Below are 15,416 nucleotides of genomic sequence, written 5' to 3'. Positions count from 1 at the left end.
AAATTTATTTCATTGAAAAATATTCTGCGATCGGCCCCAATGCCAATGCCGGGAAGAATGATAATGCTGCAATAATTGCAATCACTGCAAAAGTCATCAGTCCGAATGTGGAAGTATCTGTTTTTAGAGTTCCTTCCCCTTCCGGAATGTATTTTTTCTGAGCCAGCAAACCTGCAATTGCTACTGGACCGATAATCGGTAAGAAACGACCGAGTAACAGGACAATTCCTGTGGAAATATTCCAGAAAAGATTGTTGTCACCCAAACCTTCGAAACCGCTTCCGTTGTTGGCAGCTGAAGAAGTATATTCATAAAGTACTTCGCTGAAACCGTGGAATCCGGGATTATTGAGTGTAGAAGTTCCGACTTCAGGAAAATAAGTGGCTATTGCAGTTCCAACCAGAATAAGAAACGGATGGAAAAGGGCTACAATCATGGCAATTTTCATTTCGCGGGCTTCAATTTTTTTACCCATAAATTCCGGAGTACGGCCTACCATTAATCCGCTGATGAAAACCGCAAGAATAATGTAGATGAAGATATTCAGAATCCCAGCACCGTCACCGCCATAGAAAGCATTCACCATCATGGCAAGCATTTGAGTCATTCCGGAAAGTGGCATGGCGCTGTCGTGCATTGAATTGATAGATCCTGTAGAAATTACGGTGGTCACAATACTCCAGAAACCTGAAGCGGCAGCTCCGAAACGGACTTCTTTACCTTCCATTGCTCCCATTGACTGATCAATTCCCATTTGGCTGATCGCAGGATTACCATTCATTTCCATAACAACTGTCGGTACTGCAAGTAATAGAAACCCAACAGTCATCACACCAAAAATCATATATCCGAATTTCTTTCTGCGGATAAAATGTCCGAATGCAAAAACCATCGCCATCGGAATAATAAACTGCGCAAACATCTCAACCATATTGGTAAAGTAGTTTGGATTTTCTAAAGGATGTGCTCCGTTCGCTCCAAAATAGCCTCCACCATTCGTTCCAATGTGTTTTATAGGAACAAATGCAGCAACCGGTCCGGTAGAAACTTCCACACTTTTACCTTCTAATGTGATCATTTTATCTTTCCCACTGAAAGTCATCGGCATTCCCTGAAATACCATTACTGCGCCCATCAACAGTGAGAGGGGCAATAAAATTCTTGTGGTTGATTTTAGAAGATAGTCATAAAAATTTCCGAGCTTTTCGGTAGATTTTTCTCTGAAAGCTTTAAAAATAACAATAGAAGCAGCCATTCCCGTTGCTGCGGAAACAAACTGCAGGAACATTAACCAGATTTGACCAAGATAACTCAATCCCGTTTCGCCTGAATAATGCTGTAAATTACAGTTGACTAAAAAGGAAATGGTTGTATTAAATGCCAGATCCGGCGACATATCAGGATTTCCATCTGGATTGAGTGGGAGCCAGCTCATATTCATCAAAACGAGCATACTGATGAAAAACCATAAAAAGTTGATGGTTAAAAGTGCAATCAGATGCTGTTTCCAGTTCATTTCATGATCAGGATCGATTCCTGATATTTTGTAGAAAAATCTTTCTACGGGTTTGAAAACAGGATCCAGAAATGTTTTTTCTCCTGTGTAAACTTTTGAAATATACTTTCCAAAAGGTATCGCCAAAAGCAATGTTATGACAAACATTGCTACAACGCCTAAAATTTCAGTGTTCATAGTTTGTTTAATGAATTAGTGCAAATTCTTTTACGGTAATCACCAAGTACAGAAAAGCGATGATGAAACTGATCCAAAAAATCAGAATTCCCCATTCTTTTATTTGATGTATAATCTTACGGTTCATTTGCTTATTAATTGGTTTTAAAATTTTTCCGGCTTTACGAGCACATAGCAGATATAAATGAATATGGCTATTGATATAAAAAATAGTAGGGTCATTTTTAGAATTTTAGATCTTGATCTTTTTTTGTTTGTTCGCTGTATACCATTCTAAAATCTTTTGGAATTTCCTGATACAGAAATCTCCACTGTTGCGGTTTTAGATTTTTTCTCAGACTTGAAAATGAGCGTATAAAGAGATTCTCTATAATGTATCTGATGTAAGAATTTCCGTTTTTGTAAATCCAGTACATTCTTTTGATTGAAATATTGATTTTCTGTACGTTTGATTTTTGCGTATCTATTTTCATATCATCAATCATCACCTGCATGACTCCCGGGAAATTGTTTTGCTCAGAAAGTGCAACAATCTCTCTTCGAACCGACGGAAAAAACACTTTCAGATATTCTACAGCGGTGAATCTGTTTATTTTGTTTAACATTTTAGATTTTGTCGAAATAGTCAACAAGACGGTAAAACAAAACAAATAACACAACCGCAGTGATTAATAGAATAATTGTTATCATTTTATTTAATTTTAATTAACCTGCAGAATTGCAGCGGCTACAAAAACACCAAGGATTACAGCAATGTTAATGGTGATTACCTCAAGGTTATGCTTTTCACGGGTAGACTTTAAGAGTTTCCAGTCTCCTATTTTTCTGATTTTTGATTTCATATGTAGATTTTTTATTGTTTTTTAAAGGTCACATGCAATCGCTGAATCTTCAATACAATTTGTATTTCCAAATCATGGCGATTTCATTTTTTTAAAATTTTTTAAATTCCTGATTTATAGACTTGGCGTAAATAATTATTTTGAAGACTTGGTGACATTTTAGAAAAAATCAAATCTTTGTATGAAGGTTCACAACAAAACGTAAGACTGTCTAAAGAATATATGAAAATGTTTTCGATGGCGTTCTTTAATGCTTGATCGCCTTTGTTGTAGAGCTGATTCATCTTGGTAATCGACTTGATCAGAATTTTCTGATCATGATTTTTAATCAGTCTCTTAATTTGTTTGGTGAAAATACTGATCACCATAAATGGAGTTTTTGTTTTGTAAGACTCTTTAAAATCTTCCTGAGATTCAGGGATGATTTTTACGATTTCTCTTACAGCATCTGTATGATTCATTTTTAATTTGTTTTGAATCTTTAATGCCAAGATTTATTCCCTTGAACAATAAAAACGCACAACAAATTGAAAAACAATTAGTTAAACCAAATTCAAAACATCTCAAAACACAAAAAACCCTATCAAAATGATAGGGTCGTTATCAGAATGGAAATATTTTTATGAAATTTTATATTCTTCCACCTTTCTGTATAATGTCGCAATGCCGATTTCAAGTAAACGGGCAGCTTCAGCTTTATTGCCTTTGGTATGATTAAGAACTTTCTGGATCTGCATTTTCTCGGCACTCGCCATAGAAAAAGCGGACATTATTTTTGTCTGAGAAGAATCTAGCTCATTATTATAAACCGAAATATCTAAAGGAAGACTATCTATTTCTAATTCAGATGAATCTGTCAAAATAATACTTCGCTCAATTACATTTCGAAGCTCACGGATGTTGCCTTTCCAGGAATGATTTTTTAATGCTTTTAAATAATCCGGTGAGATAGAAGATATATTTTTACCCGTTTTAAGCGAAAAACTTTTTAGGAAAAACTGAACCAATAACTCAATATCAGCTACCCTTTCTCTTAAAGAAGGAAGTTTAATCTGAAAAATATTGATTCTATAATATAAGTCCTCACGGAAATTTCCTTTTTCAATTTCAGTTTCCAGATCTCTGTTGGTGGCAGCGATGATTCTAACATCCGTTTTAAGAGGTTTATTGTCTCCCACTTTCAGAAATTCACCTGATTCTAAAACACGCAACAATTTTGCCTGCAAATCTAAAGGCATCTCACCGATTTCATCCAGAAAGACTGTTCCCAGGTTAGCTTCTTCAAAAATACCTTTGCTATCCTTCAATGCTCCGGTAAACGCACCGGCTTTGTGACCAAACAATTCATTTTCCAACAAATCTTTTCCGAATGCTGAGCAATTGATGGCAATGAAATTATTTTTATTTCTGTTGCTTGCATGGTGAATTGCCTGTGCAAAAACCTCTTTACCGGTACCAGTTTCACCAGTCAAAAGAACAGTAGCATCGGTATTTGCGACTTTTCTTGCAGAATCTACAACGGTAGTGATTGATGATGATTTCCCGATGATGCTGTCGAAAGATTGTTTTCTGTTGAGTTGCTTTTCGAGATGCAGAACGCGCTTGTTCAATGCAACTTTTTCCGAAGCCTTATAAATAAGAGGAAGAATGCGGGTATTGTCGTCACCTTTTGTAATGTAATCAAACGCACCATTTTTAATCGCCAGAACGCCGTCAGGAATGTTTCCAAAAGCTGTTAAGAGAATAATTTCTACGGTAGGAAATTTATCTTTTATAATTTTTGAAAACTCTACTCCGTTTCCGTCGGGTAGTTTGACATCGCAGATAACGATATCGATTTCTGAGGTTTCGAGTTTCTTTAAGCCGCTCTTCAGATTGCTTGCTTCGAAAACTTCAAAACCTTCCAGGACAATGATTCTTGAGAGAAGCGATCTTATTTTTGCCTCGTCGTCGATGATTAAAATGGTGTTCAATACTGTAATTTAGAAGAACAAAATTATGTTTTATATTGATATCTTGTTTCAATGACCAATAAAAATATTTTTATATCATTTTGATAAGTGATTCCATTAAAAAAAATCGTAATGTTTCAAAGAGACTTTGCGAAAAAATAAAGAAGAATTAAAAGAAGTTAAAAATTAAATACATACACTTTAAATATTTAAAAAAATTCAACAAATTATTGAACTGAGATCTATGTCAAATAGGCAAAAATGCCAGAGTAACAATTAATAATCCTTGTGTGAACCTCAGCAATCTTATTTACGCTACCAATCACAAATGCAATATTTTTAGATTTCTGAATTATTATAATTTCTTACAGTTAATCGAGTTATTACCTTGCATTAATTTGATACCCGTCGCAAATCCTTTTTTATTAAGTGAAAATTGGAGTTTTGCACTAGTTTCAAAAGAATAAAATTCGTTTTCACCTGTTCTTTTCAACAATGCTTTCCTGCTTTTTTTTGTGTTGCTTTTCTCATCATGGTACATGGCAATAAACAGATGATTTTTTCCTGCCTGTGTTATTTTGAATTTTCCAACTGAGATAATTCCTGCTAATCTTGCACTGTATATGCCTGTGTAAACTTCTGTTTTCGGCATGTTAGCACCCTCATATACACTGAGATCTGGTGTTTTATATTGGGTATTATAATATTTTGAGGCCAATCCGATTACGATATCATTTAGTTTTACACTTGTTCCATTGGTGAGAATGCTTATGCTTAAATTATCTTCGGTCAGATAAACAGTAGCAGCCCTAAATTCATCAATTCTCCCCGTATGACCATACCCGTCTCTATTGTAAAAAGGTGTTTTAAACAACCCGTATCCAATGGCGGTCTGCAAGCTTGTATTTTTCATTTGTTGTAATGAATTTTTGGAAACCAGATTACCACTAAAAAGTGCAAACATCATTTTTGACAAATCCTCCGTCGTAGAAACTATTGCTCCTGCGGCAAGCGTGAAACTTGGGTCTGTTTCATTTTCTTTGGACCAATTTTGTCCATCAAATTGGTAAGAACTATTACGCTTATAATTTTTGGTTTCTACTGTCTCACAATACGTATTTTGAAGTCCTAATTTCTCAGTTATCCGAGACTTTATATTTTCTGAATAAGTCTTTTTGGTTATATCTTCTATGATGTAACCCAATATTGTATAATTGGAATTGCTGTAGGAACTTTCCTGATTGGGTTTAGATTCCGGCTTACCTTGCTCGATGAGTTTCAGTATATTTTCTTTGGTATAGGTACTGCTTTTTTGGTTGTAATAATCTTCCCACTCCAGATAATCATAAATTCCGCTGGTATGGCTCAAAAGATTTCCGATAGTGATTTCATCAGCATACTTAATTGATGGGTAAAATTTGCTGAGCTTGTTGTCAAGTTTCAGTTTACCTTCTTCGATGAGCTGAAAAATCACGATAGAAGTAAATATTTTGGTGATAGAACCTACTCTATATCTGTCGGTGTCATTTTGAAATTTATTGAATTCTCCTTTGTAAACAGTTTCTCCGTTTTTTTGAACTAAAATATCACCTGAAAAAGCATTGTTTTCCTGAAAATAATTCATCAGGCTGTCAATCGATTTTTTGTAGTCAAGTTTTTGCGCAGAAGCGATTCCAAAGAAATGGATGATCAATAATAGAAAGATTCTTTTCATGGTTAAATTTTTATTAATACAAATGAAAGAATAACTCTACTGCAATTTTTTATTTTTTTGACCAACATAATAATAATATGGACAAACAGTTTGGGTCTCAATTTTCTTACTGTTTGTCAATGAATAGCAGACGTTGGTGTAAAAAAGGATATGCTGCTGATGAAAATATTTAACTTTACATTCTATAAAATACATTAACCATTGAAAAGCTACCCATTTTTGAGAATACTGCTGAACATCTTGTTTATAGGCATTCTATTTTCAGCCGCTGTAAGTAATAATGTTAAGAATATACCTATCAGTTATATTTTACTTTACAACATCATGCTTTTTTTTCCTGCCTGGCTCAATAACTTTTGGTTTCTTCCCAGACTTCAGCAAAATAAAAAATTACTCCTGTATTTGGTTTCTGTAATTTCACTCATTCCAATAGCTACATTCATATTAGGTGAATATCTACATTGGTTATATCAAAGGTTTTCTACTAACGAATTAATTGATTTCACACCGATTGCAGCTGCCTCTTCTGCTCCCCAAATCTTAGAAAAATATCAATATTATTTTGATGCCTTCCCGGGCATAATTATCGTTATGGGGATCATGATTATCGGGTACGCAATTCAACATTTTTTATTAAGAATCAAAAAAGAAAGACAAATACAAACTCAACAGACTGTTGCAGAACTCACCTTATTAAAATCTCAGATCAGCCCTCATTTTCTCTTTAATGTTTTGAATAGTCTGTATTCTTTATCCCTTAAAAAATCAGATGAAACACCAAATGTCATTTTAAAACTGTCCGATATTTTGCGCTATTCTTTGTACGAAGCACAGGAAAAAGAAATATCTATATCCCAAGAAATACATATTTTAAACACTTATATTGATATTGAAAGATTAAGATTGCCTGAAAGCGCAAGCATGACATTCCTTCATGACACCATCAACGAATCTGTAAAGATTGCTCCTATGCTTTTATTGCCTCTCATAGAAAATGCTTTTAAGCACGGAACTGATTCTACCATTGGACATTCTTACATCAATGCGAGTTTAATTGGCAACGATAATAGACTTATATTTACCTGTGAAAACAATTTTAAAGAATCGGCCAGGAAAGAAGTTGGCGGAATTGGTATTGAAAACATTCGCAAACGTCTGCAGCTGATCTATCCTTTAAGACACCAGTTTAAAATTGAAAAAAACAGCGAATTATTTAAAATCAGCCTCGAAATTAAATTGTAAAAAATGATGAAAATAAAATGTTTAGTGGTAGATGATGAAAAACTGGCTCAGGATGTTCTGATTCATCACATTTCAAAATTTGATATTTTGCAGGTGGAAGGTGTTTGCAGCAACGTATTTGAATTAATCACTTTTCTCAATAAAAATAAAAATATCGATTTGATTTTTCTGGACATCAAAATGCCTGAAATCAGTGGGACAGATTTCGTCAACATGTTCAACAATCCTCCTGCAATTATCTACACTACGGCTTACAATCAATATGCGCTGAATGCTTTTGACCAGAATGCCCTCGATTATTTGCTTAAACCAATCTCTCTAGACCGTTTTGCCAAAAGCATCCAAAAAGCAACCCAATTCTTAAGACCACAACAGCAAATCCAGGCTTTAATGATTTCAGAACAAGAAGATGATAGTTTTTACGTGAAAAGTGATAAACGTTTAATCAAAATAAAACCTGAAGAATTACTCTATATCGAAGGAATGCGCAATTATATTAATTTACAGACTAAAACTGAAACGATCATGATTCACGCAACCTTGGCTTCTTTTGAAGAAAATGTGAAGTACCTCAATAGCATTTGTAGAGTACATAAATCATTTTTCATCAACCTCAATAAAATTAATTATGTAGAGCAGCACATCATTATACTTACCAATAAAAAAAGTATTCCTATAGGGCTTAGTTACCGCGAACAGTTTTATGAAAAATTAAAAATAATACAATCAAAATAAATTAAATTTTTATCCAATTTGATTGTATAACCCTTATCTTCTATTTAAATAATAAAAAATTAATTTCATTGCAAAGAGATTTTATTTCAGATTATTTACCTAAAGATCTTCTGTGCAAAATCATATAGACAGCGTCTCCAAGTGAGCCATTCATGATATGTTCCCAATGATTTGTACTGAATGTATGGATATTTGTTTTGATCAAGATAAGTGGTCAACATATAATTGTAATCAATGAATCGCTTGTCTTCTTTTTCGCCAATTCCGATAAATAAAAATGGTTTTTGTTTTGACTTCAACAAATTATCAATGGGAAGCTCCTTGAAAGGCTGAAGCTCAGTTCCTTCATAAATTACAGGACTGAAAGATCCAATTGCCGAAAATAACTCCGGATGATTGGCACCAATAAACATCGCCTGATAACTTCCCCTTGAAAGTCCTGCAATAGCTTTATTGCCATCAGTTTTATACTTTTTTTCGATGTAGGGAATAAGTTCCTGAATAAGAATTTTGTCTATATTTTTTGTAGAAAGTACAGTTCTTGGATAGTTGTCTGCCATCTTTTCTTCCTCAGGATTCAGTGCTACACCATAATCCAGAACCACAATCATTTCTTCCGCTTTCTTCTCTGCAAAAAGATTGTCAAGAATATTATTTACAAAGCCTTGCTTTTCCCAGCCTGTGATATCTTCGCCCGTTCCGTGGTAGAGATATAGGACAGGGAATCTTTTGATTCCATAGCTTGGTGGAAGATAGACCTTGAAGCTTCGCTTTCCTTTGGTAATTTTAGATTCTAAATTATCATTAATAATTTTCCCGTGCTTTACATTCTTTTTAAAAAAGAAATCTTCACCGGAATTAATCTCTATTCCGCTTGTGGGTTGACCATACCCGAAATAAAGTTCCGTATTCGGATCATTGGTGCGTTTTCCATCGACATTGAACCAGTAGTAATGAAAACCTATCTCCAAAGGTAAAGTTGAGATAGTCCAAAAACCATCTTTATCTTTAATCGTCATTGATTTTAAGTTTTGCATTCCATCACCACCTTCCAAAAGTACAGAATTAGCTTTTGGAAAATATACTTTAAACTCAGCTTTTCCTTCTGCATCTATTTTGGGGAATTCTTTCCCATCTTTTGCTGTTATAGATGTTTTAAAATTTTGTGAATAAATCAGGGAGGAACATATAGTGAAAACGGTAAATATTATTTTAAAGCTTTTCATTGATTTTAATTTAAAGACGTTGATCATTCTGTAATTGAGGAATTACTTCCTACTCATAATACTGTGTCTCAAATAAAATCCCAGCTTAACAGACCGGGATTTGAGACTATTATTTCTTTGATTGTTCTACAGAAACTTTTCGAAATCCTTAAAAAATTTATTTAGTTCTAAAGCTGATTTTCTTGCTCTTGTACCGACAGCTTTGTTTCCTTTTTCAGATTGCTGATTCGCTTCCGTTGAAAATGCGTCAAATTCAGCATTAATTTTCTCGATAAGTTCTTTCATAGCGTAATTGCATAAATTAAATGATAAATATATTATTTTCATTTAATTCAATCTCTTAAATTTAAAAGCAGCAACTTGATTTAGTAACTATGTTCATTATAAAACCTCACCAATCTGATTGATTCCTGCTTTTACTGAATTTTTCACATCGTCAAATTTTCCCATTCCAATTTTCTTTGCCAGAGAGGTTGCAAATCCTTTCATTTGTTCAAATGTTATATGTGGTGGCATAGCCAAAGTATCCGGATCAGTATAGATATTGACCAAGACAGGTCCTTCATGTGTAAACGCTTCTCTAATTATTGATTCCGCTTTTTCTGGTTCTTTGAGTTCCAGACCTTTTATATTCATTAATTCTGCAATTTTATCAAAAGGTGGATTTATCATGTCAGTCTGCCAGTCTACGTACCCAGCAACTTCCATTTCAAGTTTAACCATTCCTAACGAGTGATTATTAAAAACAAAAATCTTAATGGGAAATTGATATTGCATAACTACTGCCAAATCTCCTAAAAGCATGGATAATCCTCCATCACCACTCATCGCAATAATCTGTCTATCTGGACATGCAGCAGCAGCTCCTATTGCCATCGGCAAAGCGTTCGCCATTGATCCATGATTAAAAGAACCCGTTAAATAACGATTACCTTTTGCCCGGATAAATCTTGCTGCCCAAACAGCCGTCATTCCAGTATCTACTGTGTATATAGCGTTTTCTGAAGAATAATGGTCTATAAGAGTTGCAATATATTCAGGATTGATTTTTGATAATGTCCCTTTTTTCTCAGCATAATCAGTAAATCTTTTTTCATCATCAAGATATATTTTCTTCATTTTTTTTAGAAAAGAATCATCTGATTTTGATTTGATGTAAGGAAGAAGCGCCAGAACAGTATCCTTAATGTCACCGGCAAAACCATAATCAACATGAGCGCGTCGCCCAATTCTTTCTGGTTTTTCATCGATCTGTATAATAACCTTATCTGCAGGTAAAAATTCTGAATACGGAAAATCTGTTCCTAAAAGAAGTAAGATTTCTGCCTCATTACAGGTCTCATACCCTGATTTATTTCCTAGTAGACCGTTCATTCCCACAGCATAAGGACTATTTTCTCTATCAAAGAATATTTTACCTCTGAAAGAATAAACAATGGGAGCATTTAATTTGCCAGCTAAATCTTCCACTTCTTTAACGGCATCTTTACAACCGTGTCCACAAAAAAAAGCTATTTTTTTATCTGAATTCAACAATTGTATCAGCTGTGACATTTCACTTTCTGAAGGTCTGAATATCGGATTTGTTTTAAAATTTTTATACCCTGTTGTAACATCTTCAAAATCTGCGGATGCAACATCACCGGGCAAACCTAAGACGGCAACCCCTTTTTCATTCAATGCTGTCTGAATTGTACGTTGAATCATGGTGGAAAACTGTTTGGGTGTATTCGCCATAAAAATCTGTTTGCTGCAGTCTTTAAACAATAGCTCAGGATTGGTCTCCTGAAAATATTCCGTTCCGAATTTATCTGTTGCACAAGTGCTCGCAATTGCAATGACAGGATTTCCTGATCGATTTGCATCATAAAGACCATTTACCAAATGAACATGTCCCGGTCCTGAGCTTCCCATACAGCAACCAATTCCATTAAGTTCTGCATCCATAGATGCGGCGTATGCTGCAGTCTCTTCATGCCTAACATGAATCCACTCAATCGAGCCATCTCTTCTGATAGCATCATTAACCGGATTCAGACTGTCACCGGTTATAGCATATACTCTTTTAACGCCTGCACTTTTTAACATTTCGACCAGATGGTCTGATACATTTTTTGCCATAGTATTCTTTATCTGTTTGTTGTAAGATCACTTGAATTTTATGATATGATTGGTGTCAAAAGGAATACCAATGTTGCAACTTTGCTTAGTGACTCAAAAGAAATTCAGTTAATTAATATATTATAAAAATTTCTGCATTTGTATTCAATTAATTAATGGTTGTTGAATTTATTTAAACTATAGAAATCTAAAAAAATTGAATACTTATTTTTACTTTTGATCCAGATAATTCTTAAGATCTGAGATTGTCTTTATTTTCAGTTCTTCCGATTGCTTTCTGCGCATCATCAATGCATAGGAATTATTGAATCCAAGCGGTTTTAACCAACGGATTCCGTATTGTTTCTGAAATTCAGAATTGACATAATTGTAAGTGCTTTTTGCACTTTTGGTAACCGTTGAAAGTGTTTTTTTATCAGGTTTTAATAAAACCAAAAGTCCGGTTCCTGTATATTCAGGGTAAAAATCGATAGCGTCGTTCATTAAAGCATCAAAACAGATTTTCGTTCCACCCAATCCTGTTTTTGTTTCTACTTTATAATTGGTATATCCTTCGATCAGCATTTTATAAATTTCCGTGAGAATGTATTGCTCACCGAATATTTTTGAACCAATCCGAACTGTTGCGGCATTTCCATTTCGTGGATTTTTGTATAAGTGAGTTTTAATTAAAAAATCCTTTGCAATCTTTTCAGGTGTTTGATTGAGATAATCTGAACGGTAATTCAGATCTGTCATTATCGAATCATTAAATTTCCCAGCCAATAAATCAAGCGTTTTTTCGAGTTCAGGAAATTTCTGTAAAGTCTTTGTTTTAATAATCGGAGCAGCAAAATATGGCGGAAATATCCTCTTGTCATCTTCCAAAACGTAAAGATCAAAAGCTTTAATTCTACCGTCCGTAGAATACCCGCTGATGAGATCAAGCTCGCCCTCATAAGCTGCTTTGTACATAATGGCATCGTTGACAACTTTCGGATTTACATTCAAACCATAAACAGAACGCAAACCCAGATCGCCATCCTGTCTTCCCATAAATTCTGGTGTGAAGCCAGCTTTGAGTTTATTTTCAGAGTTGGAAGTGAGCTCATAACCGCCACCAATAATCATCAATATTCCCGGAAAAACATACCAGAATTTACGCAAGTTCTGATATCTAATCTTTTGAAAAACAGCAATCAGCTTATCCAACAAAACAGCCAATAATGCTGCGGGAATTGCTCCTGCAAGAATCATATTGGTATTGTTTAATGAAATTCCGCCGAAGATAAATTCACCCAAACCTCCTGCAGCAACAAATGAAGCCAAAGTTGCAACCCCAACATTAATTACCGCCGCAGTTCTTATTCCCGCAATAATGACAGGCATCGCCAAAGGAAGTTCTACTTTGAAAAGCAATTGTTTCCGGTTCATTCCCATTGCTTTTGCTGCTTCGATGACTGCAGGATTTACGCCTGTAATCCCTGTGTAAGTATTTCTGATGATTGGTAAAAGTGCATAAATCAACAAAGCGACAATTGCCGGAGTTGCTCCAATTCCAAAAGCCGGGATCATAAAACCCAATAAGGCAATACTCGGAATGGTCTGCAAAATTCCTGCAACGCCCAAAACAGAGCCTGATAATTTTCTTTTTCTTGCGATGAGAATTCCCAACGGTAAACCGACAATGATTGCCAAAAGTAACGACAAAAACGTCAGTCCCAAATGCTGTGTGATCTGGGTCAATAATTTTTCGTGCTGTTCTGAAACAAACAGCCAAAAACTTTGCTGCGTCATATACTCTGTAATTTTCGGTAATCGCTGAAAGCCTTTGTTATCTTTTCATACTGCGCCGTATTTTGCTGGTCTAAACTTAACTTTTGTAAAATATTCCAAATATTAGAATCTTCAGGCAAGTCAATTTCAAAATCAGAAAGAAAAGGAAAAAGATCTTTTAAAAATGTTACTTTATATTCCAACAATAATCGGTTTGCTTGAAAAAATTCTTTCACAAAATCATTTTTCGGGCGATAAATCATTTCTTTTGGAGTTCCAGTTTGGATAATTTTTCCTTTATCCATCAAGCAAATCCTGTGACCGAGTTCAAAAGCTTCCTGAACATCGTGCGTAACGAGAATAATCGTTTTATTTTTTAATTCTTCCAAAGATTTAAATTCCGAATGAATATCGGCCTTCGTAATATTATCCAAAGCTCCGAAAGGTTCATCCATTAAAAGAATCGGTGAATTGGCAATTAAAGCTCTTGCAATTCCTACTCTTTGCTGTTGGCCGCCGCTTAATTGATTAGGAAAACGGGTAAGAATATCTGTTGAAAGATTGAGTTTGCTCAACAATTCCACTGTTCGGTTTTCTGTTTTCTTTTTGTCCCATTTCAAAAGATTTGGAACAGTTGCAATGTTTTCTCTAATCGTATAATGGGGAAATAATCCTGAATTCTGTATCACGAAACCAATTCCCATCCTTAGATTTTCTACTTTCTGATCACGGATATTTTTCCCGTCAATCAAAATATTTCCTGAATCGGCTTCTATCAAACGGTTTATCATTTTCAGGGTTGTCGTTTTTCCACAACCGCTGGTTCCCAACAGAACCAAAATTTCCTTTTCATTTGCCTTAAAAGAAATATTATCTACTGCTGGTCTTCGACCAAAATGTTTAGAAACCGATTCAACCTTTATCATAGAAATTTATTTAGCTAATCGAATTCCTGTAAATTGCCATTGCAGATGAGTTGGAAAAAAATTGCGGTACGTATTTCTGCTGTGACCTTTTGGTGTTGCTTCTGAAGCGCCTCGGAGAACGGTTTGATTGACCATAAATTTCCCGTTGTATTCTCCAACTGCTCCAGCTTCTTTTTTAAATCCCGGATATGGCAAATAGGCAGAGTTTGTCCATTCCCAGCGTTTTCCCCAATCGAAATGATTAGATGCAACTTCCCATTCTGCTTCAGTTGGCAAACGCATTTGTTTCCAGGATGCAAAAGCTGAAGCTTCGAAAAAATTGATGTGACAAAGTGGTTCATTGAGGTTGATTTTCTGTAAACCATTTAAGGTGTAGTGCATCCATTTTTCATCAATCAAATGCCAATATAATGGGGATTTTACCTGATTCTGTTTTACCCAATCCCAACCTTCTGCGTGCCAATATCTAAAATCTGAATAACCTTCAGCTTCCATAAATTCAAAATACTCTCCGTTAGTCACGAGTTGATTTGATATTTCAAAATCATTTAAATAGACCTTATGTCTTCCCAATTCGTTATCGAAGCAAAAACCTTCGCCTTTAAAACCAATCTCATAAACACCTTCATTAAATTGAATCATTTCTGATTGAATTTTTACTTCATTTTGTTCACTAATTTCCTTTTTGTAAACCGGGAAAAGCGGATTATGACCTAAAATATATTTGATGTCAGTCATCAATAATTCCTGATGCTGCTGCTCGTGATTTAAACCAAGTTCAAGTAAAGGTTCGATTTCTTCTGTTAAAAATTCTCTTTGAAGAAACTTGTTCATTTGCTCATCAACATATTTCCGATATTTGTAAATATCAGAAACTGATGGACGACTCAAATCTCCTCTGTCTGTACGGATAACTCTTGCGCCAATCGTTTCATAATAACTGTTGAAAACGAAATTATATTGAGCATCGAAAACCTTATAATCAGGAAAATTTGGTTCTAAAATAAAAGTTTCAAAAAACCACGTGGTATGTCCCAAATGCCATTTCGGCGGACTTACATCTACGATTGGCTGAACAACGTAATCCTCGATTTCCAAAGGTTCACAAATGCTGACTGAATGCTGACGGATTTCAGAATAGCGTTTTGCCCAATTTGTATAAATAATTTCTTCAGTTATAAGAGTTGGATTTGTTTTCATTTGAATTAAT

General features: G+C 34.7%; 14 protein-coding genes. 2 read left to right on the top strand and 12 right to left on the bottom strand.

Annotated features, from left to right (window positions below; genetic code table 11):
* Positions 1–4: 4 nt before the first annotated feature.
* From kdpA to OEA66_RS17650, 6 genes are all read right to left on the bottom strand, one after another.
* Complete coding sequence (gene kdpA / locus OEA66_RS17675) at positions 5–1,693, bottom strand: potassium-transporting ATPase subunit KdpA (RefSeq protein ID WP_267282638.1); 1,689 nt, start codon at positions 1,691–1,693, stop codon at positions 5–7.
* 224 nt (positions 1,694–1,917) lie between these two features.
* Positions 1,918–2,298, bottom strand: a complete 381-nt coding sequence (locus OEA66_RS17670) for a DUF7674 family protein (RefSeq protein WP_267282637.1) — start codon at positions 2,296–2,298, stop codon at positions 1,918–1,920.
* A 96-nt stretch (positions 2,299–2,394) separates the two neighbouring features.
* A complete protein-coding gene (locus OEA66_RS17665) occupies positions 2,395–2,535 on the bottom strand; it encodes a hypothetical protein (protein ID WP_164463419.1) in 141 nt (46 codons plus the stop codon).
* A gap of 101 nt (positions 2,536–2,636) precedes the next feature.
* On the bottom strand, positions 2,637–2,996 hold the full coding sequence (locus OEA66_RS17660; RefSeq protein ID WP_267282636.1) for a DUF7674 family protein: 360 nt from the start codon (positions 2,994–2,996) through the stop codon (positions 2,637–2,639).
* Positions 2,997–3,155: 159 nt separating this feature from the next.
* A complete protein-coding gene (locus tag OEA66_RS17655; RefSeq protein ID WP_267282635.1) occupies positions 3,156–4,508 on the bottom strand; it encodes a sigma-54-dependent transcriptional regulator in 1,353 nt (450 codons plus the stop codon).
* A 334-nt stretch (positions 4,509–4,842) separates the two neighbouring features.
* Positions 4,843–6,201 carry a serine hydrolase domain-containing protein gene (locus OEA66_RS17650; protein WP_267282634.1) on the bottom strand — a complete coding sequence of 453 codons (1,359 nt, stop codon included), beginning with the start codon at positions 6,199–6,201 and terminating at the stop codon, positions 4,843–4,845.
* Between the two features lie 402 nt (positions 6,202–6,603).
* On the opposite strand from OEA66_RS17650, the gene OEA66_RS17645 reads away from it, so the two are divergent.
* Both OEA66_RS17645 and OEA66_RS17640 read left to right on the top strand, forming a co-directional pair.
* Positions 6,604–7,443, top strand: a complete 840-nt coding sequence (locus tag OEA66_RS17645) for a sensor histidine kinase (protein ID WP_267282633.1) — start codon at positions 6,604–6,606, stop codon at positions 7,441–7,443.
* 3 nt (positions 7,444–7,446) lie between these two features.
* Positions 7,447–8,178: a LytR/AlgR family response regulator transcription factor gene (locus tag OEA66_RS17640; protein WP_267282632.1), complete on the top strand. Its 732-nt coding sequence runs from the start codon at positions 7,447–7,449 to the stop codon at positions 8,176–8,178.
* 95 nt (positions 8,179–8,273) lie between these two features.
* On the opposite strand, the gene OEA66_RS17635 is transcribed toward OEA66_RS17640, so the two are convergent.
* From OEA66_RS17635 to egtB, 6 genes are all read right to left on the bottom strand, one after another.
* Positions 8,274–9,404 (bottom strand): alpha/beta hydrolase-fold protein, encoded by a 1,131-nt coding sequence (locus OEA66_RS17635; RefSeq protein ID WP_267282631.1) that lies wholly within the window; start codon positions 9,402–9,404, stop codon positions 8,274–8,276.
* Between the two features lie 126 nt (positions 9,405–9,530).
* On the bottom strand, positions 9,531–9,689 hold the full coding sequence (locus tag OEA66_RS17630) for a BF3379 family histone-like protein (RefSeq protein WP_267282630.1): 159 nt from the start codon (positions 9,687–9,689) through the stop codon (positions 9,531–9,533).
* Between the two features lie 96 nt (positions 9,690–9,785).
* Complete coding sequence (locus tag OEA66_RS17625) at positions 9,786–11,525, bottom strand: thiamine pyrophosphate-dependent enzyme (RefSeq protein ID WP_267282629.1); 1,740 nt, start codon at positions 11,523–11,525, stop codon at positions 9,786–9,788.
* Positions 11,526–11,735: 210 nt separating this feature from the next.
* The gene (locus tag OEA66_RS17620; protein ID WP_267282628.1) at positions 11,736–13,301 is read right to left on the bottom strand and encodes an ABC transporter permease/substrate-binding protein; all 1,566 of its coding nucleotides are present in this window, start codon (positions 13,299–13,301) and stop codon (positions 11,736–11,738) included.
* Positions 13,298–14,206 carry an ABC transporter ATP-binding protein gene (locus tag OEA66_RS17615; protein WP_267282627.1) on the bottom strand — a complete coding sequence of 303 codons (909 nt, stop codon included), beginning with the start codon at positions 14,204–14,206 and terminating at the stop codon, positions 13,298–13,300. The genes OEA66_RS17620 and OEA66_RS17615 overlap by 4 nt, the downstream gene beginning before the upstream one ends.
* A 6-nt stretch (positions 14,207–14,212) precedes the next feature.
* Complete coding sequence (egtB, locus tag OEA66_RS17610) at positions 14,213–15,406, bottom strand: ergothioneine biosynthesis protein EgtB (RefSeq protein WP_267282626.1); 1,194 nt, start codon at positions 15,404–15,406, stop codon at positions 14,213–14,215.
* Positions 15,407–15,416 lie beyond the last annotated feature (10 nt).

The organism is Chryseobacterium luquanense (assembly GCF_026460945.1).
Taxonomy (GTDB): Bacteria; Bacteroidota; Bacteroidia; order Flavobacteriales; family Weeksellaceae; genus Chryseobacterium; species Chryseobacterium luquanense.
This window is presented reverse-complemented; position numbering and strand designations above follow the sequence as displayed.

Bases quoted from the DNA above. Each gene is read 5' to 3' on its own strand.
- kdpA (WP_267282638.1), bottom strand. From the start codon at position 1,693: ATGAACACTGAAATTTTAGGCGTTGTAGCAATGTTTGTCATAACATTG.
- OEA66_RS17635 (WP_267282631.1), bottom strand. From the start codon at position 9,404: ATGAAAAGCTTTAAAATAATATTTACCGTTTTCACTATATGTTCCTCC.
- OEA66_RS17665 (WP_164463419.1), bottom strand. From the start codon at position 2,535: ATGAAATCAAAAATCAGAAAAATAGGAGACTGGAAACTCTTAAAGTCT.
- OEA66_RS17650 (WP_267282634.1), bottom strand. From the start codon at position 6,201: ATGAAAAGAATCTTTCTATTATTGATCATCCATTTCTTTGGAATCGCT.
- egtB (WP_267282626.1), bottom strand. From the start codon at position 15,406: ATGAAAACAAATCCAACTCTTATAACTGAAGAAATTATTTATACAAAT.
- OEA66_RS17620 (WP_267282628.1), bottom strand. From the start codon at position 13,301: ATGACGCAGCAAAGTTTTTGGCTGTTTGTTTCAGAACAGCACGAAAAA.
- OEA66_RS17660 (WP_267282636.1), bottom strand. From the start codon at position 2,996: ATGAATCATACAGATGCTGTAAGAGAAATCGTAAAAATCATCCCTGAA.
- OEA66_RS17640 (WP_267282632.1), top strand. From the start codon at position 7,447: ATGATGAAAATAAAATGTTTAGTGGTAGATGATGAAAAACTGGCTCAG.
- OEA66_RS17670 (WP_267282637.1), bottom strand. From the start codon at position 2,298: ATGTTAAACAAAATAAACAGATTCACCGCTGTAGAATATCTGAAAGTG.
- OEA66_RS17615 (WP_267282627.1), bottom strand. From the start codon at position 14,206: ATGATAAAGGTTGAATCGGTTTCTAAACATTTTGGTCGAAGACCAGCA.
- OEA66_RS17630 (WP_267282630.1), bottom strand. From the start codon at position 9,689: ATGAAAGAACTTATCGAGAAAATTAATGCTGAATTTGACGCATTTTCA.
- OEA66_RS17625 (WP_267282629.1), bottom strand. From the start codon at position 11,525: ATGGCAAAAAATGTATCAGACCATCTGGTCGAAATGTTAAAAAGTGCA.